Raw genomic sequence first — 23161 nt, 5'->3', positions numbered from 1 at the left:
CACCGTCCTGCTCTAGCGGGTGAAGGCGGGCGCGTGGCCCGCATCCACGTTCAGGATATTGCCGGTGGATTTCCCGGAGCGCGCCTCCGTGGCGAAGAAGGCGATGGCCTCGGCGATATCCTCGGGATAGACGCCACGCTTGAGCAGCGAGCGCTGGATATAGACCTTCTCCAGATCCTCCCGCGTCGTCCCGTTGGAGGCGGCACGCTGATCGCCCCATTCCCCCTGCCAGATGCGCGAGCCGCGCAGCACCGCGTCCGGGTTCACCACATTGGCGCGGATGCCATGCGGTGCGCCTTCCAGCGCAAGGCAGCGGGCGAGGTGCAGTTCCGAGGCCTTGGCGACGCAATAGGCCGAGGCGCCCGGCGAGGCCACCATGGCGTTCTTGGAAGCCACCAGCACGATGGAGCCGCCCGTGCCCTGCATCCGCATCAGCCGGAAGGCTTCCCGCGTCACCAGGAAATAGCCGGTGGCGAGGATCGAGATGTTGCGGTCCCAGAGGGCGAGGCTGGTCTCCTCGATCGGCGCGGCGGAGGCGATGCCGGCATTGGAAACGCAGAGATCGACGCCACCGAAACTGAGGGCGGCCTCGGCATAGAGTGCCTGGACCGCTTCCTCCCGCGTCACATCCACCCAGGCCGAGGCCACGGCATCGGCGCCATGGCTGCGGCGCAGCGCCGCCTCGGCCTCCGCCAGCGCGTCGCGGTCGATGTCGCAGAGCACGATGCAGGCGCCCTCATCGGCCAGGCGGCGCGCCGTGGCCATGCCGATTCCCCCCGCGCCGCCGGTGATCAGCGCCACCTTGCCGGCCAGCGCCTTCGGCTTCGGCAGGCGCGCGAGCTTCGCCTCCTCCAGCAGCCAGTACTCGATGTCGAAGGCCTCCTGCTCCGGCAGGCCGCGATAGCTGGAGACCGTGGAGGCGCCGCGCATCACGTTGATGGCGTTGGTGTAGAACTCGCCCGCGATGCGCGCCGTCGCCTTGTCGGCGGCGAAGGTGATCATGCCGATGCCCGGCACCAGATAGACCACCGGATTCGGGTCGCGCATCGCCGGGCTGTCCGGGCGCCTGCAACGTTCGTAATAGGCGGCATAGCCTTCGCGATAGGCGGCGATGGCCGGCTCCAGGCGTGGCAGCAACTCCTCCAGCCCCTCGCGCGCCGGATCGAACGCCACCACCAGCGGCGCGATCTTGGTGCGCAGGAAATGGTCAGGGCAGGAGGTGCCCAGCGGCGCCAGTTCCGCCAGGGCCTGCGAGCCCACGAATTCCAGCACCGCCGGGCTGTCGTCGAAATGCCCGATGCGGGTGGTCGTGGTGCCTCCATGGTCGCGCCCCGCGATCAGCCCCCTGATCCACGGCATCAGCGCCGCCGCCAGGGTCCGCCGCTCCTCCCGCGGCAGGGCGGCCACCTTTTCGCCGCCGAAGGCGGGCCGCCCCTGGGATTGCAGCGCCAGCCATTCGATCGCCCGGTTGATCGTGCCGATCGTGGTCTCGTAGCACTCCTGCTGCGTCCCGCCCCAGGTGAAGAGTCCGTGCGCCTCCAGGATCACGCCCTTCGCCTGGGGATTCTCCGACACGAAGCGTTGCAGCCACAGGCCCAGTTCGAAGCCCGGACGGCGCCAGGGAAGCCAGCCGATCGTGTCACCGAAGATCTCCCGCGTCAGACGCTGGCCGTCGGCCGAGGCGGCGATGGCGATGATCGCGTCCGGATGGACGTGATCGACATGCGGCCAGGGGATCAGCCCGTGCAGCGGCGTGTCGATCGAGGTGGCGCGCGGATTCAGATTGAAGGTCAGGTGGGGATAGAGACCCACCATCGCATCCTCCTGCTCCGGCCCCCGGTAGAGCTCCTGGAGCCGCAGCAGCCGGTCCTGGTAGAGCGTGGCGAAGCCGTCGAGCCTCATCGTGCCGATATCGCCGCCCGAGCCCTTCACCCAGAGCACCGTCACCGCCTCGCCCGTCAGCGGATCGCGCATCGGGATCTTCGAGGAGGTGTTGCCGCCGCCGTAGTTGGTGACGCGCTTGTCGGAACCGAGGAGGTTCGAACGGTAGAGCAGGAGTTCCTCCGGCGTCAGCGTCGCGGCCCGCGCGGCGTCCCAGCGGTTCTCCAGCAGGGGAATGATGGGGGTGACGGTGTTCATGGAGCCTCCCTGGACGCTTGGCCGGATCACGGGCGCGAGCCCTTGGGCCAGCCGGTCCGCCTTCATGGGGAGGCTTCCATATCGATCAGATACGATCAAGTCCAATCTTATCCGACCGATTTTGATCGAACTCCCTTGACGCCCTTCCGGCCGCGCCCTTAGCTGTGCGCTCCACCTCCCAGGGAAGGACCGGCGGGTGCTGGAGCGGGAACGTCAGCGGCTGATCCTCAAGACCGCGGAAGAGCGCAGCGTGGTCAGCGTCACCGATCTCTGCGACCTGCTCGGCGCGTCCGAGGCCACCATCCGCCGTGACATCGTGGCCATGGCCGAGCGCGGCGAGATCCGCCGCGTGCGGGGCGGCGTGGAGGCGCTGGAGCCGCGCTACCAGCCCCAATTGGTCGGCCGCCCCTTCGCCGTGAGCCAGGAGGTGCAGGCTCCGCAGAAGCGCGCCATCGCGCGCGTGGCGGCCGGCATGATGCGGCGCGGCGAGAGCATCATCATCGGCGCCGGCAGCACCACCTATTGCCTGGCGGAATTCCTGGAAGGGATGAGCCTCGACATCCTGACCAGCTCCTTCCCGCTCGCCAGCCATCTCGTCGCCCAGAGCCGCAACCGCATCACCCTGCCCGGCGGTCCCGTCTATCGCGAGCAGGGGATCGTGCTCAGCCCCTTCGAGAGCGACGTGGCGCGGCATTTCCGGGGCGAGCGGATGTTCACCTCCTGCTACGGGCTGAACCGCTTCGGCCTGATGGAGAACGACCCGCTGATCGTGCAGTCGCAGATCCGGCTGATGGCCAGCGCCGAGACGGTGGTGGTGCTGGCCGACAGCCGCAAGCTGCGCCAGCAATCCTCGATGATCGTGGTGGAGCCGGAGCGGATCGGCACGCTGATCACCGACTGGGAGGCCCGCCCGGAGGAGCTGGAACCCTTCCGGGCCATGGGCATCGAAGTCATCCAGGCGGAACAGGGCGAACAGGACGGGATCAGGCGGGTGGCCTAGCGGGACCGGCGAAGGGGCAGGCCGCCGGCAGAGCGGCCGCCCCGGGAAACAGGGCGGGGAGGGAACGGAACCATGATGGACGACGCGGCGGGAATCCGCCACGCCGGATGGCGCGGGACGCGGCCATGAGCGGTGGCGGGAAGATCGCCTTCCGGATGCAGCTCAATCCCGGACAGGCGGCGTCCTACAAGGCGCGGCACGACGCGATCTGGCCGGAACTCACGGCCCTGCTGCGGGCGGCGGGCATCAGCGACTACAGCATCTTCCTGCACGAGCCGACGCAAAGCCTCTTCGCGGTGATGCGCCGCGCGCCGGGGCATCGCGCCGACCACCTGCCGGAGGAGGATGTGATGCGCCGCTGGTGGCGGCACATGGCCGATATCATGGCCACGGATGCCAGCGGTGCGCCGCTCGCCGAGCCCCTGCCGCTGATGTTCCACATGGACTGAGCCCATGCCCAGTGAATGGCCCCTTGGCGAATGGACCCCGGGCCGGCTGCTGGCCGTGCTCGATATCGGCAAGAGCAATGCCAAGCTGTTGCTGCTCGATCCGCTGAGCGGCGAGGAACTCGCCCTCCGGCAGAAGCCGAACGCGCCGCGCGAGGATGGCCCGCTGCGCCAGCTCGACCTGCCCGGTCTGGAGGATTGGCTGCTGCGAACGCTCGCCGGACTGCCGGAACGCAGCCGCATCGCCGCCATCCTCCCGGTGGCCCATGGCGCGGCGGCCGTGCTGCTCGATGATGACGGTGAGCCCCTCCTCGCGCCCGACTACGAGGACCCGGTCCTGTCGGAGGAGGATGCCGCCTACGAGGCCCTGCGCGCCCCCTTCGGCGCCACCCTCTCCCCGGCCCTGCCGGCGGGGCTCAACCTGGGGCGCCAGATCCACTTCGTGCAGCGCCGCCTGCCCGGGGTCTTCGCGCGCACCGCCGCGATCCTGCCCTATCCGCAATACTGGGCCCACCGCCTCTGCGGCGTCGCGGCCAGCGAGGTCACCTCGCTCGGCTGCCACACGGATCTGTGGCAACCGGCGCAGGCCCGCTTCTCCGGGATGGCCCTCCGCCAGGGCTGGGAAAGGCTCTTCCCCCCGCTGCGGCCCGCCGGTGCCGTGCTGGGCCGGCTGCGGCCCGCCCTCGCCGCCCGCTGCGGCTTGCCGGGGGATTGCGCGGTGCTTTGCGGCCTCCATGATTCCAATGCCTCCTACCTGGCCCATCTGACGCATCGCGCGGCGGCGGAACCCTTCGCCGTCGTGTCCTCCGGCACCTGGACGGTGCTGATGGCACGCGGCACCCCGGCCTCGGCCCTGCGGCCGGAACGGGACATGCTGGCCAATGTCGATGTGTGGGGCGGGCTGGTCGGCACCGCCCGTTTCATGGGCGGGCGGGAATACCGCGCCGTGGCCGGCCCGGATGCCCCGCCGCCTGGCGAGGAGGGCCTGTTCCAGGCCCTTGATGAAGGGGCCTGCGTGTTGCCGGGCTTCGCCGGGGGCGGTGCCTTTCCGGGGCGCCATGGCGTAATCCTGCGGGCCGAGGGGCTGGATGGCGCGGGCCGCAGCGCCCTGGCCAGCCTCTATCTGGCCCTGCTGACGGACCTGTCGCTGGACCTGCTGCGCGCCGCCGGGGATGTGGTGGTGGATGGCCCCCTGGCGCGGAATCCGCTCTACCCGGCCCTTCTCGCCGCGCTGCGGCCGGGATCGCGCCTCCTGCGCTGCCGGGACAGCGCGGGGCCGGTCGCGGGGGCGCGCTGCCTTGTCCTCGGCCGGAAGGCGCCACCGCCCGTCCTGGACGAGATCCCTCCCCCGCCTGGGCGATCCGGGTCCGCATGGCGCGCCGGCACTGGCGGCGGGCCCTGGCGGCCATCCCGGCGACCGGGCCGGGAAATGTGGCCATTCCCACCGGGCACGGCATCGCCAGCATCCTGCCCGAATCCGCCCCTCCCACGGCACCGGGCGGGATGGCCTGACCCGCCCCCCTGGAAGCGGTGGCATGGGAGGAATTCGTGCACCCCGGCTTGGCACCCCGCTCCCAACTGCCTAGCTTCCCCCGCAGGTGGGGGGCAACCCGCGCCGTGGCGGTTCCGCACGGACCTCCGCGGTCAACAAGAATGGGGGACGCCGCCGGATCAGGACTTCCTGCGGCCGCGCACGATCCTCCACCGCACCAAACAAAGGAGGAAGACTTGACCGCGACCGACAATCTTCGCGTTCTGCGCCAGAATCTCCGGCAAGCCCGGGCCCATACGGCCGCCAGCGTCATGGGGCGCGCCAATCTGAGCGTCAACCAGGGCCGCCTCGGCCGGGTCCAGCGCCTGATGCACTCCGTCAACCGGACGCTCTGGCCGCGACAGGACGAGGCGGACACGGCGGCGGAACGGGACAGCCGGCAGCACTGAGCCGGAGCACCAGGGCATGATCCGCCGGCCTCCGCCCGCGGATCATGCCCGACCGCCGATCCCGCTGGGGGTTCAGGCGGCCAAGGCACCGGGGGCGCAGGCCCGCACCGCCTCGCCCAGCCGCTCTGCCGCGCGCCGCAGCGCCGGCAGGGAATGGCCGGAGAAACCCAGCACGAAGCCATCCGGCCCCTTCTGCACCAGCCTGGTTTCCGACAGCAGCCAGCCCTCGATCCCGGCTGCCGCCCGGATGCGCGCCGCCGTTCCGGGCGGCCAGTCCTCCGGCAGCAGGGCCAACAGGGAAAGCCCCTGATCCGGCACCGCCACGCGCAGCAGGCCACCGGAGGCGCGCGGCAGGAGGTCTGCCAGAAGGTCCCGGGCGATCCGGTAGCGGGAGCGCATGCGCCGCACATGCACGGCGAAGCCGCCCTCCCGGATCAACTCGGCCAGGGCCCCGCCGGTCAGGCTGGGCGGGAAGCGGTCGCTGACCAGCCGCGCGGCGGTGACCCGTTCCAGGAGCTCCCCCGGCAGCACCGCGAACCCCGTCCGCAGCCCGGGAAACAGTGTCTTGGAGAAGGTGCCGAGGTAGATGACCCGTTCCCGCGCATCGATCCCGGCCAGGGCGGTCAGCGGCGGGCCGGCGTAGCGGAACTCGCTGTCGTAATCATCCTCCACCACCCAGCTTCCCGCCTCCCGCGCCCAGTCGAGCAGGGCAAGGCGCCGCTCCATGCTCATCGTCACGCCGGTCGGGAACTGGTGGGAGGGCGTGACATAGGCCAGCCGCGCCGCAGGGGCCATGCGCCGCCCCTCTTCCGCATCCAGCCCATGACGGTCCACCGGAACGGGCACCAGCCGGGCGCCGCGGGCCTCCAGGATGCGGCGCGCCGAGGGATAGCCCGGGTCCTCCATCCAGACCGCATCGCCAGGGCGCAGCAGCACCTCGGCGCAAAGGCGCAGCGCCTGCTGCGTGCCGCTGGTGACGAGCACCTGCCCCGGATCGCAGGCGATGCCGCGCGTGGCCGCCAGATGCGCCGCGATGGCCTCGCGCAGCGCCTCGCCGCCGCGCGGGTCGCCATAGCCGAAATGCGCCGCATCGGCCGCGAGATGGCGCCGGATGAGGCGCCCGAACCGGCGCAGCAGCGCCGGGTCCGCCTGGGTGCGGCCCAGCGCGAAGGGCGCCTGCCCCGGCAAGGGGATGCTGGCCCGGGCCGGCGCCGCGGCCCCCGGCCCGCGCGGCACCCGGGCGGCCACGAAGGTGCCCGCCCCGACCCTGGCCTCGGCCAGCCCGTCGCTCAGAAGCTGCTCATAGGCGGTGACCACGGCATTGCGCCGCAAGCCGAGCTGGGCGGCGAGGTCCCGGCTGGAGGGCAGGCGCAGCCCGGGCGCCAGCCGCCCGCCCAGGATCGCGGCGCGCAGCCCGGCATGCAGCCGGCCCGATTGGCTGCCCGCCCCGTCCAGCAGCAGGGGCATGTCCAGCAGCCCGGGCTTGTGCCGGGAATTGGTTGGCATCTCGCGCTCCGGATTGGCCCTCGCGGCAACCAATCTCGTGCCTCCATGATGGCGGCGTCAATCGAGGCCCTTCCGATGTCCGAGACCCAGACCTATCCCGTGGAAGCGCGCAACCGCGTCAAGCGGCGGCACGACCGCGGCTTCTACGACCACGAGACCGTCCACCGCCTGCTCGATGCCGCGGCCCTCTGCCATGTCGCCTATGTCGTGGATGGGCAGCCCTATTGCACGCCGACCCTGTTCTGGCGCGAGGGCACGCGGCTCTACTGGCATGGCAGCAGCGCCAGCCGCATGCTGCGCAACCTGTCCGAGGGGCAGCCGGCCTGCCTGACCGTCACACATTTCGACAGCCTCGTCCTGGCGCGCTGCGGCTTCAACCATTCCGCCGACTACCGCTCCGTGATGGCCTTCGGCCAGGCGAGGCTGGTGACCGACCCGGAGGAGAAGCGCCAGGCCCTGGTGATGATGGTGGACCGCTTCTTCCCCCATCGCACCGCCGGGCTGCGCCAGAGCACGGAGCAGGAGATCAAGGCCACCGCCGTCGTCGTCATGGAGATCGAGACCGCCTCGGCCAAGATCCGCGCCAAGGGCGTGGCCGATGACGAGGAGGATTACGACCTGCCGATCTATGCCGAGCGCCTGCCCATCCGCACGGTGATCGGCGCGCCGGAACCCTGCCCCCGCCTGCAGCCGGGCGTCGGGCGGCCGGAGGACCTGTCAGGCTACCGCGCCGGGCGGCCGCTGGAGGAGGCTTTGGCCGAGGCGCATGCGGAGGTCTATCGCGACTGACGCTCCCCTGGGCTACGGGTGGGCATGGGCACGGGCGGGATTCCCTCTTCCGCCCGGCACGTTGCGCGCAGCCCCGGCCGTCCGCATCCCATCCCGGGAGATCGCCGGAAGGAAACAGCCGGGAAAAATCGTCCCGCCCGCGTCATTTCCCTGGCTCCGTCCGGCCGGAACCGTCTGGCATGGCCCGCGACAAGGTGACACAAGCCGCCGGATTTTTCGGGAACGGGGTGGCCCTATGGCGGAACCAGCCAAAGCCTTCGCAACATCGGAGCAGGACAGGATCACGCCCGCCGCGCGGAAGGCGCTGTGGGGCTCCGCCCTGGGCTATGCCATGGATGGCTTCGACCTTCTGATCCTGGGCTTCATGCTGCGGGCCATCTCGGCCGATCTCGGGCTGAGCCCGGCCCAGGCCGCCTCCCTGGTCACGGCCACGCTGGTCGGCGCGGTGGTCGGCGGCGTGGGCTTCGGCATGCTGTCCGACCGGCTGGGCCGGGTGCGGGTGCTGACCTGGACCATCATGCTCTTCGCCGTCTTCACCGGCCTCTGCGCCCTGGCCCAGGGATACTGGGACCTGCTGATCTACCGCACCATCGCGGGCATCGGCCTGGGCGGCGAGTTCGGCATCGGCATGGCCCTGGTGGCGGAGGCCTGGCCTGCCTCGAAACGCGCCCGCGCCTCCTCCTATGTCGGGCTGGGCTGGCAGGCCGGCGTGCTGCTCGCGGCGGTGGTGACGCCGATGCTGCTGCCGGTCATCGGCTGGCGGGGGATGTTCGCGGTCGGCCTGTTTCCGGCCGTTGCTGCCTATTTCATCCGCCGCAGCCTGCATGAGCCGGATGTCTTCGTGGAGCGCTCGGCCAAGGCCCCAGCCGCCTCGCCGCTGCGGCTGCTGGTGGCGGATACCCAGGCCCGGCGCAGCAGCCTCGGGCTGGTGATCCTCTGCTCGGTGCAGAATTTCGGCTATTACGGCGTCATGATCTGGCTGCCGAACTACCTGTCCAGCCGGTTCGGCTTCGGCCTCACCCAGTCCGCGACCTGGACCGCGGTGACCATCCTGGGCATGGCGGTGGGCATCTATGCCTTCGGGCAGGTGGCCGACCGCGTCGGGCGCAAGCCGGCCTTCTTCGGCTGGATGCTGGGCGCGGCGATCATGGTCGTCGTCTATTCGAAGCTGACCGACCCGGCGGCGCTGCTGATCGGCGGGGCGGTGATGGGCTTCTTCGTCAACGGCATGCTGGGCGGCTATGGCGCGCTGATGAGCGAGCTCTACCCCACCGCCGCACGCGCCACGGCGCAGAACGTGCTGTTCAACATCGGCCGCGCGGTGGGCGGCTTCGGCCCGGTGGCCGTCGGCGCCGTGGCAGCCGCCTATGGCTTCGAGACCGCCATCGCCCTGCTGGCGCTGCTCTACATCCTCGACATCCTGGCCATGTGGTTCCTCATCCCGGAACGCCGGGGAGCGGAACTGGCCTGAGCGTTACGTCCGACGTCCCGCTATCCTCGGGGGACAAGGCTCCGCCGTCGACGCAGTGCGTCGACCCCCCGCGCCCCCTATCCGCCAGGACGCCCAAGGGTCCCATGGGGCGCCCTGGCCCCCATTCGTTGGCGCCTGCTGCGGCCGGATCGCGCCGGAGAACATGGCTCTCCGGCGACTGCGGGCACCACCAGCACGGGCAGGGTTTTCATCTTCTTCGGGAGCCCCGCTGATCCACCCGCCCCAGGGATCGGGCTGCGGAGCAACGGTAACCACAGGCGCCAACGAAAGCCCGGGGTCCGGGGACCGGCTTCGGTCCCCCATCCTGGTCATGGGCGGAGTGGGTGTGGGAGAGGCGGCGCCTCTCCCACGGCGGGCCGCCACGAAGCGGAACGCTCAGGGCAACCCGGCCGCACCACCGGCCAGGGCCACCTCGGGCCGCCGGGTTTCCGCCCGCCCCTCCGCCAGATGCCGCGCGGCGATATAGCCGAAGACCAAAGCGGGCCCGAGGGTGATGCCGCCCCCCGGATAGTTGCCACCCATGATGCTGGCCATGTCGTTGCCCGAGGCATAGAGGCCGGGGATGGGCCGCCCATCCTCGTCCAGCACCCGCGCGTCGCCGTCGGTGCGCAGTCCGGCGAAGGTGCCGAGATCGCCCACCACCACCTCCACGGCGTAGAAGGGCCCCTTGGCGATCGGAGCCAGGCAGGGGTTGGGCTGGAATTCCGGGTCGCCGTTGAAGCGGTTGTAGGCGGTCGAGCCCTTGCCGAAGGCCCGGTCCTCGCCCGTGGCGACGTCGCGGTTCCATTCCGCCACCGTCGCCTCCAGCCCGCGCGGGTCGATCCCGGCCTTCTGCGCCAGATCGGCCAGGCTGCGCCCGGCCTTCAGGTAGCCGGAGCGGATCTGCGGCCCCACCGGCACCAGGAAGGGCTTCACGAAGCCCAGGCCGAAGCGGCGCAGGAAGGGCTGGTCCACCACCAGGAAGGCCCGCACCCGCTCGCCCGGCGGCGTCGCGGCGAAGAGCGCCTGGATGAAGTCGTGATAGGAATTCGCCTCGTTCACGAAGCGCCGTCCGTTCGGCAGCACGGCGATCAGGCCCGGCTTGGCCCGGTCGATGAAATGCGGGAAGACACCCCAGCCGCCATCCTTGCGCGGCACGCGGGAGACCGGGACCCAGGCCGCCGCGTTCGGATAGCCTTCCTCCACCGCCCCGCCGGCCTGCTCGCCGAGGCGCAGCCCGTCGCCCGTGTTGCCCTTCGGGGCCGGGGAGAAATGTCCCTGGTTGGTGCCGTCATGCGGGAACATCGCCCGGCGCCGGTCCAGGTCCTGCGGGAAGCCGCCCGCGGCGAGGACCACGCCCCGGCGGACGCGCAGGTGCTGCTCCTGCCCGCCACGGCGGAGGACGGCACCGCGCACCGCGCCATCCACCCGGTCCAGCCGGAGGACGGGTGCCTCCGTCCAGACCTGCACGCCACGGTCCAATGCGCTGCGGAAGAGGCGTGCCGCCAGGGCATTGCCATTGGTCAGCAGCATGCCGCGCCCGTTCAGCGCGAGGTCCCGCGCATGCGCGCTGAGCCGCCGCGCCACATAGGCGGCGGAAGTCAGGGAGCGCGTGGCGTTGAAGAAGTGCTTCAGCTCCGGCCCCGATCCCACCATCAGCCCGGCGAAGGTCAGTTCCGGCAAAGGTGGGCGGAGGCGCTTCAGCTCGCTGCCCAGTTCCTGCGCGCGGAAGTCGCGCGCCTTGATCGAGCGCCCGCCCGGACGTCCGCCCGGCGCCGTGGGGTGGTAGTCGGAGAAGGCGGAGGCAGCCTCGAACTGCAGCGCCGTCTCGCGCTCGAAGAAGGCGACGGCTTCCGCGCCGGTTTCCAGGAAGGCATCCACCGCCGGTGCGTTGAAGTGGTTCCCCGCCTCATGCCGCAGATAGGTGCGGGCGGCCTCGATGCTGTCCTCGATGCCGTCGCGGCGCGAGACGGGGTTGTTGGGCACCCAGAGGAAGCCGCCGGAGAGGGCCGTGGTGCCGCCGACCCAGGGCTCCTTCTCCGCCACGATCACCGAGAGGCCGCGCGCCGCCGCGCTGACCGCCGCCGAGAGGCCGCCCGCGCCGGAGCCGACCACCAGCACGTCGCATTCCATCATGTCGCTCATTCCTGTTCTCCTCCCACCGTGGCAGCCATGGCCCGCGCCAGTTCGGCGCGCCGCCGGCGCAGGAGGCCGCCCATGTTCTGCTCCCGCTTGGCCAGCCAGACGCCATGGCGTTCCGGCCAGCCCGCATAGTCCTCGTCCAGTCCCAGTTGCTCCGCCGCCCGGCGGGGCCAGTAGGGGTCGCGCAGCGCCTCGCGCGCGATGGCGATGAGATCCGCCTGCCCGGCTTGCAGCACCGCCTCGGCCTGTGGCCCGTCCAGGATCATGCCGACCGCCTGGGTGGGGATGGCCGCGCCCTGCCGGATGGCTTCGGCGAAGCCGCACTGGAAGCCGGGGCCGCGCGGCACGGCCAGGCGCCGTGTCTCCTCGGTCAGCCCGCCCGAGGAGACGTCGATCACATCGACGCCGAGCGCCTTGAGCCGCCGGGCCAGGATGACGGAATCCTCCAGGCCCCAGCCTCCCTCGGCCCCGTCCACGGCGGAGAGGCGGCAGAAGAGGGGCTTCGTGGCGGGCCAGGCCTCGCGCACCCGTGCCGCGATCTCCAGCGCCAGGCGCATGCGGCCTTCCAGGTCGCCGCCATAGGCATCCTCGCGCCGGTTGGAGAGCGGGGAGAGAAAGCTCGCGACCAGGTAGCCATGGCCGAAGTGCAATTCCAGCACATCGAAGCCGGCGGCCTCGGCACGCCGGGCCGCGGCGATGAAATCCCCGGTGATGCGCGCGATGCCATCCGTGTCGAGCGCCTCGGGGTGGCTCCAGGCGGGGCCGGCGGCGATGGCGCTCGGGCCCAGGCGCCGCCAGCCATGCGCCGCCAGATCCGCCTCGCCCAGCGCATGGCCCCCTTCCCAGAGCGGCGCGCTGCCGGCCTTGCGCCCGGCATGGGCGAGTTGCACGCCGATGGCGCCGCCCTGTTCGTGGACGAAGCGCACCACGCGGCGCAGCGGCTCCACCTGATGATCCGCCCAGAGGCCCAGATCGGCGAGGCCAATGCGCCCGTCCGGCGAGACGGCAGTGCTTTCCGTCAGGATCAGCCCGGCGCCGCCCAGGGCGAACTTGCCGAGATGCACCAGATGCCAGTCGGTGGCGCAGCCTTCCTCCGCCGCATGCTGGCACATCGGCGAGATCACCACGCGGTTGGGCAGGGTCAGGCCGCGCAGCCGCAGCGGGGAGAAGAGCAGCGGCGCCATCACAGCACCCGGCGCGGATCGACCAGGAAGGTCGTGATCTCGGCGATGAAGTCCAGGGCGTGGCGCTGCGACACCTCGGCCGCCGGGGAGGCGAAGGCAGCCTCGAGATCCTCGCGGCTGCGGAACCACATCTCCACCACGCCATCGACGGGCAGGGCCTCATAGGGCAGCGGGTGGCGCGGATCGCCGCCGCGCTGCACCACCAGGTTCTGCGTGTAGCCGGCGATGCGGGGGAACTTCCATACTGCCTCGGCATGGAAGCCGAACCATTCCTCGCGGAACCGCGCTGCATCCAGGTCGGGCCGGCGGCGCAGCAGCGACATGCGCTTGATCAGCTGCCCGTCCTGCATGGGCTCCTGCACCGGCACCACCGGATTGGGCGTGGCCAGCAGCACGCCGCGCAGCATGGCGAAGCGATCGTTGTCTTCCGGGATCGGGGCGAATTCCGGGGAATCCACCGCCGCCTGCATCGCCGCTGTATCGTCGAACCAGAGCTGCGAGATGCCGTCGATCGCCCAGTCGCCGCGCGCATGGTCGACGGCGAGTTGCGAGCGGTCGGTCACGAGGTTCTGTGTGTAGCCCCGCAGGCCCGGCAGGCGTGCAGCGAGCGGGCCGTGCGTTTCCCGCCAGTAGCGGGCGAAGCCCTCCGGCGACGTATCCGGCCGGCGGGTGAGGAGACCCATGCGCAGCATGACCGGCATCCCCCTCAGAGCGCTAGTACTACCTGAGCAATCTCGCGCCCCGCACGTCGCTGCGCGGGCTGGCGGCGGCCATCAAGGCGCGCTGGGTGTGCGAGCAGGCACACCAGCAGCTCAAGCAGGAACTGGGATTGGGCCACTTTGAGGGCCGCTCGTGGACGGGCCTGCACCGACACGCGCTGATGACCTGCATCGCCTTCGCCTACCTGCAGCACCTGCGCCTCGCCCAGCACCGCCAGGCGAGCCGGGGGAAAAATGCTGCCCACCGTTCCGGGACCGCCGCCGCACCCGAGCCTGCCTGCCGTGCGACAGGCCATCACCGCACGGCTGTTTGCTCACCTCGCATCACCCGTGCGATGTCCACATTGCAGACGACGATTCCTGCCGCCCATCAAACCTAAAGTGCCCAGGTAGTGCTAGGTAGCCGCCATCGACCACCAGCACCGTGCCGGTGACGTAGCTCGCCATGTCGGAAGCCAGGAAGGCGACCGGGCCGACCAGTTCCTCCGGCTCGCCATACCGGCCCATGGGGATGCGGGCCAGGAAGCGGGCCGAACGCTCGGGGTTGGAGCGGGTCGCCTCGGTCATGCGGGTGGCGAAGGTGCCGGGCGCGACGGCGTTCACCCGCACGCCATCCGGCGCGAGTTCCTGCGCCAGGCTCTGCGTCAGCGCGCGCACCCCGGCCTTGGAGACGGGATAGCTGACCGAGGTGGCGGTGGAGACGAAGGCCGCGATGGAGGCCATGTTCACCACGCTGCCGCGCCTGCGGCGCAGCGCGGGCAGCAAGGCGCGCGTGACGTTCAGCGTGCCGCGCAGGTTGACCGCCATGGCGGCCTCCCAGGCAGCATCCAGCGCCTCGTCGTCGATGGAATGGCGCGGGCAGATGCCGGCATTGTTGACCAGCACGGACACGTCGCCCACCTCCTCCGTCAGGCGCGTGGCCAGGGCACGGCAGGCGGGCAGGTCGGCGACATCCAGCGCGTGGGCATGGGCCGTGCCGCCCGCCGCCCGGATTCGCTCCGCGGTGTGCGCCGCAGCATCGCCATCGAGATCCATGGCCACCACCACCGCGCCATGCCGGGCAAGCCCCAGGCTGATCGCCGCGCCGTTGCCCTGACCCGCGCCGGTGACGAGTGCGAGATGCCCTGCAAGAAGCACTGGAGTTTCCTGACCTGTTCCATGACCGCTCCGGGCCAGGGCGCCTGTGGGGCGCCAGTGAGGGCCGGGCGGGGTTGCGGAAAGGCAAACACGGAACGAATTCATTCGCAAGGGACAAATCATCTCGTTGGAGACGATTTGTTCATTGCATAACGCTTCGCCAAGCCATAGCCTCCGGGCCAAGCAAGGGTCGGCAAGACCCGGCACGGAACGGGCGGGACGGAAACGGGGAGACGATGGCGCAGGCCGTCCTCCGCACCTCCTCCTGGCCGCTGCGCCCAAAGGCTCGAGGAGGAGCGTGATGACAGGAAAGACCCCCCGCCCGGAGGCCGCCATGGCCACAGGCCCCACGCGCCGTGGCTTCGGCCGTGCCGCCGTGGCACTGCTCGCCGCCCCCGCCCTGGCCCTGCCGCACCGCGCCGCGCTGGCGCAGGCGGAGCCGATCCGCCTGGGCTTCAACGGTGACCTCTCGGCCTCGCCCTCCGCCCAGTCCGGCCGCGCCGCCGTGGTCGGCATCCAGGCGGCGATGGAGGACGTGAACAAGGCCGGCGGCGTGCTCGGGCGCCCGCTGGGCCTGACGGTCCGCGACGACCTCTCGCAGCCGCCGAAATCCATCCAGAACATGAGCGACCTGATCGACAACGAGAAGGTCGTCGCGGTGTTCGGGCCGACCAATTCGGGCAATGCCCTGGCCTGGAGGCATATCCCGAACCAGAAGCGCATCCCGGTCATGGGCTGCATCGGCTCGGCCACCGACATCACCAAGCCGGTGCGCGAGGGCGCCGACAACTACATGTTCCGCATCGGCAGCGTGGACCGCATCCAGGTCGTCACGCTCATGGCCTATGCCAGGAAGAACCCGCGCACCGGCAAGATCGGCTTCCTCACCGAGACCACGGGCTATGGCCAGGGCGGGCTGAAGGACCTCCAGGAGGTGGCGCAGGCCCAGGGCCTCACCGCCGTGGCCAGCGAGAAGTTCAACGTCGGCGACACGGACATGACCTCGCAGCTCGCCAAGCTGCGCTCCGCCGGGGTGGAGACGGCGCTGGTCTGGGCCCAGGGCACGCCGATCGGCCAGCTCATGCGCAGCATGGACAAGATCGGCTACTTCCCCACCGTGCTGACGAGCTGGGCGGCCGACAATCTCAGCTTCATCAACGCCGCCGGCCCGGAACTGGCGGAGAAGCCGATCTTCCTGCGGACCGTGTCGGAGGACCGCACGCCGCACCAGCAGGCCTTCTTCGACCGGATCCGCCCGAAGCTGGACGCGGATTCCGCCTTCTCCTTCGCCGTGCACGGCTATGATTCCACGGTCCTCCTCGCCGCCGCGATGAAGCAGGCGGGCAAGACCGACGGCGCCGCCATCCGCGCGGCGCTGGAGGATCTGAAGGAGAAGGTCGAAGGCTATGCCAAGACCTACGAGCGTCCCTTCAGCCGCACGGAGCACGAGGGACTGACGGCCGCCGACCAGCGCTGGACCTGCTGGCGCAACGGCAAGCTGGCCGCCTATCGCGACGAGGTGGTGCAGAACCTCAGGAAGGCGACTTCAAGGGCTGAGTCCGGGCGGCTGAGTCCCGGAAAGGGAAGAGGGAGGAATTCCGTGCTGGCGACCTATCTGCAGGCGCTGGTGAGCGGGCTCGCGATCGGCGGCGTCTACGCGCTGATCGCGCTGAGCTTCAGCATCACCTTCACCACCACCCGCACGCTGAACTTCGCCCAGGGCGAGTTCATCGGCGTCGGCGCCTTCCTCGGCGTCACCGCGCTCTACCTGTTCGCCGGCAACGATGGCGGCGGCTTCGCCGCGCTGGAGCCGGCGGCCTCGGCGGGATTCCGCTATCCGGCGGCGGCCATGGCAGCGGGCGCGGCGATGGGCGCACTCGGCCTCCTCCTCTTCATCGCCGCCATCCGGCCCTTCGCCGGCAAGCCGGGCATGTCCTGGGTGATGAGCACCATCGGCTTCGGCATCATCCTGCAAAGCCTGGGCCTCGCCGTCTGGGGGCCGGCGCCGGTCAACATGCCCTCCCCCTTCGGCGACGAGGTGCTGCGCCTGGGCGGGGCCGGGGTGCGGCCGCAGGAGATCGCGGTGCTGGTGGTGGCGGTGCTGCTGATGGCCGCGCTCGACCTGCTGCTGCGCCGCACGCGCCTGGGCAAGGCGATGCGCGCCGTGGCGCATGACCCGAAGGTCGCGGCGCTGATGGGCATCAATGTCGGCGCGGTGATGCTCGGGGCCTTCGCCCTGTCCAGCGGCCTGGCGGGGCTGGGCGGCGTGCTGGTGGCGCCGATCGCCTCGGCCTCGCTCTTCATGGGCATGGGCATCGCGCTGAAAGCCTTCTCGGGCGCCATCCTGGGCGGGCTCGACAACCCGCGCGGCTGCATCTTCGGCGGCTTCGCGCTCGGCCTGCTGGAGGCCGGCGTGGCGCTCTGGCAGGCGCAGTGGCGCGAGATCGTCATCTTCCTCCTGATCATCCTGGTGCTCGCCATCCGCCCGAACGGGCTGTTCGGCGCCCGCGCCCTGGACAAGGTGTGACGCCCATGCGGCATGTCCTGGCAGCCATCCTGCTGGCGGGCGCGACGGCACTCGCCGTGGCCTTCGTCACCAACGACTTCTACCTGCGCATCCTCTTCAACATCGGCATCTACTTCCTCTGCGCCTCGGGGATGAACGTGCTGCTCGGCTTCGCCGGGCAGAAATCCCTGGGCCAGGCCGGGCTCTTCGCCGCCGGCGCCTATGGCGCGGCGCTGCTGACCACGAGCTGGGACCTCGGCCCCTGGCTGTCGCTGCTGCTCGCCACGGGCATCGCCGCCGCCGCCGGCGTGCTGATCGCCGCCCCGTCCCTGCGCGTGCGCGGTCCCAGCCTCGCCATGGTCACGCTCGCCTTCGGCATCGTGGTGGAGAAACTGGTCACCGAGGCATCCGACATCTTCGGCGGGGCCATGGGCATCTATGCCATCAAGCCGCTGACCTTCGGCGGCGAGGCGCTGGACATGCGGCAATGGGTCTGGCTCTGCATCCTGCTCGGGCTCGGGTTGCACCTGCTGCTGCGCAACCTGCTCACGGGGCGCTTCGGCCGCGCCTTCCTGTCGCTGCAGGCGGACGAGGTCGCGGCGGGCGCCGTGGGCGTGCCGGTGCATCGCTACAAGATCCTGGCCTTCGTGATCGCTGCTGCCACCTGCGGCCTCGCCGGTGCCCTGGTCGCACAGCAGAACCAGTACATCAATTCCGACTTCATCAACTTCAACCTGTCGATCTTCATCCTGCTGCTGGTGCTCTTCGGCGGTGCGGGTTCTCTGGCCGGGCCGATCCTGGGCGCGGTGACGCTGACGGTGATCTCCGCCCTGGTGGCGCGCTGGAGTTGGATCGAGCATTTCGTGCAGGGCGCGCTGCTGCTCTTCGCCCTCTACGTCATGCCGAAGGGCCTCGCCGGTGTGCTCGGCGGGCTATGGCAGCCGGCCCGCTCCGGGGAGCGGCGTGCCGCCGCGCCCGATGCCTCGGCGCCCCTTCCCATCCGCGACGCGGAATCGGTGGCCGCTTCCGTGCCCCTGTTGCAGGCCGAGGGGTTGAGCAAGTCCTATGGCGGCGTGCATCCGGCGCGGAACATCCATGTCCGGCTCACGCGCGGGCATATCCATGCGCTGATCGGCCCGAACGGTGCCGGCAAGAGCACCTTCATCAACATGCTCAGCGGCGTGGTGCAGCCGGATTCCGGCGAGATCCGCTTCCTGGGCCGTGGCATCGGCCGGGCGGGGACGCATGCGATCTGCGACCGCGGCATCGCCCGGACCTTCCAGAACCTGCGCCTGTTCCGTGACCTGTCGGTGCGCGACAACGTCCTGCTCGGCCAGCACGCGCGCATGCGCAACGGCTTCCTGTCCTCGCTGCTTGGCCTGCCCCTGGCTTGGCGGGAGGAAGCCGCCGCCCGGCGCCGGGTCGAGGAGATCCTGCGCTTCCTTGGCCTGTCGCCGCTGGCCGATGAGCCGGCGGGCTCCCTGCCCTACGGCCTGCAACGCCGCACGGAGCTGGCCCGCGCCCTGGCGACGGAACCGCAACTCCTGCTGCTCGACGAGCCGGCGGCCGGCCTCAACCCGCAGGAGACGGCGGAGCTGGGCCAGATCCTGCTGCGCATCCGGGAGCGCGGGATCACCATCCTCCTCGTGGAGCATCACATGGATCTCGTCATGGCCATTTCCGACCACGTGATCGTGCTCGATTACGGCGAGACCATCGCCGAGGGCACGCCCGCGCATGTGCAGGCCGACCCGCGCGTCACCGCTGCCTATCTCGGCACGGAGGAAGCGCCGGAGATCGAGGCCGGCGAGCCTGTCCTGGCGCTGCGGGCATGAGCGCGATGCTGGAGGTCGACGGCGCCTGCATCGGCTATGGCCCCATCCGCGCGGTGAGCGATGCCAGCATCCGCGTGGAAACGGGCGAGGTCGTGGCCATCGTCGGCGCCAATGGCGCGGGCAAGACCACGCTGTTGCAAGCCATCGCGGGGCTGCTGCCGCTGCAGTCCGGCATGATCCGCTTCGATGGGCGCGACATCACCGCTCTGCCGCCGCATCGCCGCGTTGGTGCCGGCATCGCGCTGTCGCCCGAGGGGCGGCGCGTCTTTCCGGACCAGAGCGTGCGCGACAACCTGGAGCTCGGCGCCTGGTCGCGCGATCTTTCCCCCGCGCGGATGGCGGAGGCGGTGGAGGAGCAGTTCGCGCTGTTCCCACGCCTGCGCGAGCGGCAATCACAGATGGCCGTGACGCTTTCGGGCGGGGAGCAGCAGATGCTGGCCATCGCGCGCGCGCTGATGAGCCAGCCGCGCCTGCTCCTGCTCGACGAGCCCTCGCTGGGCCTGGCGCCGCTGGTGATCCGCGAGATCTTCGGCATCATCCGCGACCTACGGAGCCGTGGCATGACCGTGTTATTGGTTGAGCAGATGGCCAACCTTGCTCTCGGCGTGGCCGACCGTGCCTATGTGCTCGAGACCGGCCAGGTCACCCTTTCCGGGACAGGCGCGGCCCTGCTGCGGCACCCGCAGGTGCGCGCGGCCTACCTCGGCGCGGGGCACTGACCGGCTCCTTGCCGGTGTCGCACTTCGTGTCCGGGGATGTTTCGGCCTCCCGCGTGAACGAGTGGCCCAGTTCCGCGGAAAGGCGGCGGGCGAAGGCGAGCACCGCCTCCGCCTGCTGGCTACGCGGCGAAGCGTCGAGCATGCCGGCATTGCCGATCGCGGTGATGGCGTACTGCATCTGCCCGGTATGGTCGAAGACCGGCGCGGCCACCGCATTGATACCCGGCACCGGAATGCCTTCCGTGACGGCGTAGCCGAGTGCGCGGATCTCGGCGATCTGCCGGTCCAGTTCCGCCTGGGAGGTGGCGCGGCCGATCTTGCGGCTGCGCGAGCCGAGGGCGAGTTCCTCTTCCAGCAAGGGACGCACCTGCCGCGCCGGCAGGAAGGCCGCGAAGAGCCGCCCCGTGGCCGTGCCGGTGATGGTATAGACCGAGCCCGCGCGCAGGTTCACATGGATCGGCATGCTGGATTCCTGGACCTGGATGATCGTAGGTCCATGCGTGCCCCAGACGGCGATGGTGACCATCAGCCCCAACTGCTCCATCATCTCCGCCGCCGCGTGTGATGCCATGCGCAGCAGATCGGAGGCGTGCATGCGGGCGAGGCCGAGTTGCAGTGCGAAGGGCCCCAGGGCATAGCGCCCGCTCAGCGGGTCCTGCTCCACGAGGCCCAGCTTGCGATAGCTCACCAGATAGGCGTGCGCCTGGGCTGGCGTCAGGTTCGCCGCTGTGGCCAGGTCGCGCAGCATGGCCGGTTGAGGCAAGGTCACCAGCGCCTGCAACAGCCGGCCGCCCACTTCGATGGACTGTACGCCTCGTCCTTCGACCTGCATGCAGCGCCTTTCCGGGATATCGAAGACCCCATCATAGATGGGAAGGCCTGTCCGATACACCGTCCGGGAGGTCTTTGCGGCCGGGGCACAGCTCATGGCATTGCGGCGAGAGCTACCTGCCCGAAGGCGGTGCCGCCGACAGGATGGGGAGTCATTGAGCTGAGTGTGCTGAACTGGTCGTAAGTTGTGATTGGGTTCCCATCGGGCGGCCTGGCGGCGACCGACTCTCCCGCGTCTTGAGACGCAGTACCATGGGCGCTGAGGCGTTTCACGGCCGAGTTCGGGATGGGATCGGGTGTGGCAGCCTCGCTAGGGCCACCAGGCCACCGGATGGGAACCGGGTGTAGTGTGTACGACCAGATGCTGGGGTGATGGGGGGATCTGGGGCAGGCTGCTGTTGTGGCGTGCGGGCTGCTCTGAGGGGGCGTGTTGGGTGGGTGTGTGAGTGTGTGTGGTGAGCGGGTGCGCTTTGGTGCTGCGCGCGGTGTCCCCTTGTTGAGGGGGGCTGCGGTGTGGGGGAGATGGAGTTCGATCGGGCGATTAGGATCGCTCGGCTGCATGCATTGCTGCACTTCCACCTGCGACCTATCGACGTGGTGGTCTTCCACGGCCCTTGGGGAGACCTGGTTTTGAGGCTGGTTTCCCGCTTAGATGCCTTCAGCGGTTATCCGTTCCGCACTTAGCTACCCGGCGATGCGGCTGGCGCCACAACCGGTGCACCAGAGGTGCGTCCATCCCGGTCCTCTCGTACTAGGGACAGATCCTCGCAAGTCTCCAACACCCATGGCAGATAGGGACCGAACTGTCTCACGACGTTCTAAACCCAGCTCACGTACCGCTTTAATCGGCGAACAGCCGAACCCTTGGGACCTGCTCCAGCCCCGGGATGCGATGAGCCGACATCGAGGTGCCAAACCTCCCCGTCGATGTGGACTCTTGGGGGAGATCAGCCTGTTATCCCTAGAGTACCTTTTATCCGTTGAGCGATGGCCCTTCCACGCGGGACCACCGGATCACTAAGGCCGACTTTCGTCTCTGCTCGCGCTGTCGCGCTCGCAGTCAGGCGGGCTTATGCCTTTGCACTCAACAGCCGATGTCCGACCGGCCTGAGCCCACCATCGCGCGCCTCCGTTACACTTTGGGAGGCGACCGCCCCAGTCAAACTGCCCACCACGCAGGGTCCTGGCCCGGGCTGACCGGGCTCAGTGAGATGCCAGAAAGAAACAGGGTGGTATTTCAAGGTTGCCTCCACCTGAGCTGGCGCCCGGGTTTCGATGGCTCCCACCTATCCTACACAGTTCCTTCCTGGCACCACTGCGAAGCTGCAGTAAAGGTTCATAGGGTCTTTCCGTCTGACCACGGGTACCCCGCATCTTCACGGGGAATTCAATTTCGCTGAGTCCATGCTGGAGACAGTGGGGAAGTCGTTACACCATTCGTGCAGGTCGGAACTTACCCGACAAGGAATTTCGCTACCTTAGGACCGTTATAGTTACGGCCGCCGTTTACCGGGGCTTCGGTTCGATGCTTGCACATCTCCCCTTGACCTTCCGGCACCGGGCAGGTGTCAGACCCTATACGTCATCTCTCGATTTCGCAGAGCCCTGTGTTTTTACTAAACAGTCGCTACCCCCTGGTCTTGCCACCCGCCTCTGGTTGCCCAGCGGCGGGTCTCGCTTATCCCGAAGTTACGCGAGTAATTTGCCTAGTTCCTTCAGCATGGTTCTCTCAAGCGCCTCGGTATTCTCAACCAGTCCACCTGTGTCGGTTTCGGGTACGGTCTTATCGACAGCGCTATTTCCTGGGCTGCTCCAGCCGCCATCCCAATCCGATAAGGGATGACGGAATTTCGCAGCCGTCACGTCTGTCAGGCCCAGGACTATTCACCTGGTTCCCATCGACTACGGCTTTCGCCCTCGCCTTAGGGGCCGGCTCACCCTGCGCGGATTGACCTTGCGCAGGAACCCTTGGACTTTCGGCGACAGGGGTTCTCACCCTGTTTATCGCTACTCATGTCCGCATTCGCACTTCCGATACCTCCAGCAGCCCTCACGGGTCTGCCTTCGCAGGCCTACGGAACGCTCCGCTACCACGCATGCTTGCGCATGCATCCACAGCTTCGGCACGTGGCTTGAGCCCCGTTACATTTTCGCCGCAAGACAGCTATTAGACCAGTGAGCTATTACGCTTTCTTTAAAGGATGGCTGCTTCTAAGCCAACCTCCTGGTTGTTTTGGCCGTCTCACATGCTTTCCCACTTAGCCACGATTTGGGGGCCTTAGCTGGTGGTCTGGGCTGTTTCCCTCTCGACAATGGACCTTAGCACCCACTGTCTGTCTGCCGTCCTGTACTCTTCGGCATTCGGAGTTCGGTAGGGTTTGGTAGGGCTTTGGGCCCCCCTAGCCCTTCCGGTGCTCTACCTCCGAAGGTAATCGGACGACGATCTACCTCAATAGATTTCGCGGAGAACCAGCTATTTCCGAGTTTGATTGGCCTTTCACCCCTAGCCACAGCTCATCCCCGACTTTTTCAACAGGCGTGGGTTCGGTCCTCCAGTGGGTGTTACCCCACCTTCAACCTGGCCATGGCTAGATCACTCGGTTTCGGGTCTTCTGCCGGCAACTCAAGCGCCCTTATCAGACTCGCTTTCGCTGCGCCTACACCTCTCGGCTTAAGCTTGCTGCCAACAGAAACTCGCGGACCCATTATACAAAAGGTACGCCGTCACACCTCAAGGGTGCTCCGACTGCTTGTAGGCGCTCGGTTTCAGGTCTCTTTCACTCCCCTCGTCGGGGT

At 69.3% G+C, this 23161-nt stretch carries 16 protein-coding genes, 2 rRNA genes and 1 pseudogene (1 of these 19 running past the window's edge); 10 read left to right on the top strand and 9 right to left on the bottom strand.

Annotation, left to right across the window (positions count from 1 at the left end; all coding sequences use genetic code 11):
* Positions 1–12: 12 nt before the first annotated feature.
* A complete protein-coding gene (locus tag MVG78_RS07560; protein ID WP_247559610.1) occupies positions 13–2139 on the bottom strand; it encodes a bifunctional rhamnulose-1-phosphate aldolase/short-chain dehydrogenase in 2127 nt (708 codons plus the stop codon).
* 196 nt (positions 2140–2335) lie between these two features.
* On the opposite strand from MVG78_RS07560, the gene MVG78_RS07555 reads away from it, so the two are divergent.
* The 4 genes from MVG78_RS07555 (at position 2336) to MVG78_RS07540 (ending at position 5526) form a co-directional block, all read left to right on the top strand.
* Positions 2336–3139: a DeoR/GlpR family DNA-binding transcription regulator gene (locus MVG78_RS07555; protein WP_247559608.1), complete on the top strand. Its 804-nt coding sequence runs from the start codon at positions 2336–2338 to the stop codon at positions 3137–3139.
* A gap of 125 nt (positions 3140–3264) precedes the next feature.
* Positions 3265–3588, top strand: coding sequence for an L-rhamnose mutarotase (locus tag MVG78_RS07550; protein WP_247559606.1), 324 nt, complete (start codon positions 3265–3267; stop codon positions 3586–3588).
* 4 nt (positions 3589–3592) lie between these two features.
* Positions 3593–5317: an acetate and sugar kinases/Hsc70/actin family protein gene (locus MVG78_RS07545; protein ID WP_247559604.1), complete on the top strand. Its 1725-nt coding sequence runs from the start codon at positions 3593–3595 to the stop codon at positions 5315–5317.
* The gene (locus MVG78_RS07540) at positions 5314–5526 is read left to right on the top strand and encodes a hypothetical protein (RefSeq protein ID WP_247559602.1); all 213 of its coding nucleotides are present in this window, start codon (positions 5314–5316) and stop codon (positions 5524–5526) included. The genes MVG78_RS07545 and MVG78_RS07540 overlap by 4 nt, the downstream gene beginning before the upstream one ends.
* Before the next feature lie 72 nt (positions 5527–5598).
* Here MVG78_RS07540 and pdxR read toward each other — a convergent pair whose 3' ends face one another.
* The gene (gene pdxR / locus MVG78_RS07535; protein WP_247559600.1) at positions 5599–7032 is read right to left on the bottom strand and encodes a MocR-like pyridoxine biosynthesis transcription factor PdxR; all 1434 of its coding nucleotides are present in this window, start codon (positions 7030–7032) and stop codon (positions 5599–5601) included.
* A 75-nt stretch (positions 7033–7107) separates the two neighbouring features.
* Here pdxR and MVG78_RS07530 point away from each other — a divergent pair, with 75 nt between their 5' ends.
* Together MVG78_RS07530 and MVG78_RS07525 are read left to right on the top strand one after the other, a co-directional pair.
* Positions 7108–7821 carry a pyridoxamine 5'-phosphate oxidase family protein gene (locus MVG78_RS07530; protein ID WP_247559598.1) on the top strand — a complete coding sequence of 238 codons (714 nt, stop codon included), beginning with the start codon at positions 7108–7110 and terminating at the stop codon, positions 7819–7821.
* A 235-nt stretch (positions 7822–8056) separates the two neighbouring features.
* Positions 8057–9292 (top strand): MFS transporter, encoded by a 1236-nt coding sequence (locus tag MVG78_RS07525; RefSeq protein WP_247559595.1) that lies wholly within the window; start codon positions 8057–8059, stop codon positions 9290–9292.
* Between the two features lie 396 nt (positions 9293–9688).
* Here MVG78_RS07525 and MVG78_RS07520 read toward each other — a convergent pair whose 3' ends face one another.
* From MVG78_RS07520 to MVG78_RS07510, 3 genes are read right to left on the bottom strand one after another with little or no spacing between them, the layout of a single operon-like run.
* Complete coding sequence (locus MVG78_RS07520; RefSeq protein WP_247559593.1) at positions 9689–11437, bottom strand: FAD-dependent oxidoreductase; 1749 nt, start codon at positions 11435–11437, stop codon at positions 9689–9691.
* Positions 11434–12618, bottom strand: coding sequence for an NADH:flavin oxidoreductase/NADH oxidase (locus MVG78_RS07515; protein ID WP_247559591.1), 1185 nt, complete (start codon positions 12616–12618; stop codon positions 11434–11436). The genes MVG78_RS07520 and MVG78_RS07515 overlap by 4 nt, the downstream gene beginning before the upstream one ends.
* Complete coding sequence (locus MVG78_RS07510) at positions 12618–13310, bottom strand: EthD family reductase (protein WP_247559589.1); 693 nt, start codon at positions 13308–13310, stop codon at positions 12618–12620. The genes MVG78_RS07515 and MVG78_RS07510 overlap by 1 nt, the downstream gene beginning before the upstream one ends.
* A 26-nt stretch (positions 13311–13336) precedes the next feature.
* Here MVG78_RS07510 and MVG78_RS07505 point away from each other — a divergent pair.
* Positions 13337–13717: pseudogene (locus tag MVG78_RS07505) on the top strand (IS701 family transposase); the annotation flags it as partial.
* Here MVG78_RS07505 and MVG78_RS07500 read toward each other — a convergent pair.
* A complete protein-coding gene (locus MVG78_RS07500; protein ID WP_247559587.1) occupies positions 13662–14474 on the bottom strand; it encodes an SDR family NAD(P)-dependent oxidoreductase in 813 nt (270 codons plus the stop codon). The pseudogene MVG78_RS07505 and the gene MVG78_RS07500 overlap by 56 nt on opposite strands.
* 301 nt (positions 14475–14775) lie before the next feature.
* On the opposite strand from MVG78_RS07500, the gene MVG78_RS07495 reads away from it, so the two are divergent.
* Genes MVG78_RS07495 through MVG78_RS07485 form a run of 3 tightly spaced genes read left to right on the top strand, consistent with a single transcriptional unit; the run spans position 14776 to position 19534 of the window.
* Positions 14776–17001: an ABC transporter substrate-binding protein gene (locus MVG78_RS07495; RefSeq protein ID WP_247559584.1), complete on the top strand. Its 2226-nt coding sequence runs from the start codon at positions 14776–14778 to the stop codon at positions 16999–17001.
* Positions 17002–17006: 5 nt separating this feature from the next.
* Positions 17007–18815: a branched-chain amino acid ABC transporter ATP-binding protein/permease gene (locus tag MVG78_RS07490; protein ID WP_247559582.1), complete on the top strand. Its 1809-nt coding sequence runs from the start codon at positions 17007–17009 to the stop codon at positions 18813–18815.
* On the top strand, positions 18812–19534 hold the full coding sequence (locus tag MVG78_RS07485; protein ID WP_247559579.1) for an ABC transporter ATP-binding protein: 723 nt from the start codon (positions 18812–18814) through the stop codon (positions 19532–19534). Before MVG78_RS07490 ends, MVG78_RS07485 begins: the two co-directional genes overlap by 4 nt.
* Here MVG78_RS07485 and MVG78_RS07480 read toward each other — a convergent pair.
* The 3 genes from MVG78_RS07480 to MVG78_RS07470 all read right to left on the bottom strand — a co-directional run.
* Positions 19458–20366 carry an IclR family transcriptional regulator gene (locus MVG78_RS07480; protein WP_247559577.1) on the bottom strand — a complete coding sequence of 303 codons (909 nt, stop codon included), beginning with the start codon at positions 20364–20366 and terminating at the stop codon, positions 19458–19460. The genes MVG78_RS07485 and MVG78_RS07480 overlap by 77 nt on opposite strands.
* A 208-nt stretch (positions 20367–20574) precedes the next feature.
* Positions 20575–20689: ribosomal RNA gene (rrf, locus tag MVG78_RS07475) — 5S ribosomal RNA — on the bottom strand.
* A gap of 196 nt (positions 20690–20885) precedes the next feature.
* Positions 20886–23161: ribosomal RNA gene (locus MVG78_RS07470) — 23S ribosomal RNA — on the bottom strand (it continues 466 nt past the right edge of the window).

The organism is Roseomonas gilardii subsp. gilardii (genome assembly GCF_023078375.1).
In the GTDB taxonomy this organism is placed as follows: Bacteria; Pseudomonadota; Alphaproteobacteria; order Acetobacterales; family Acetobacteraceae; genus Roseomonas; species Roseomonas gilardii.
Note: the sequence above shows the minus strand (reverse complement) of the source record. Positions and strands in the feature narration are given on the sequence as shown.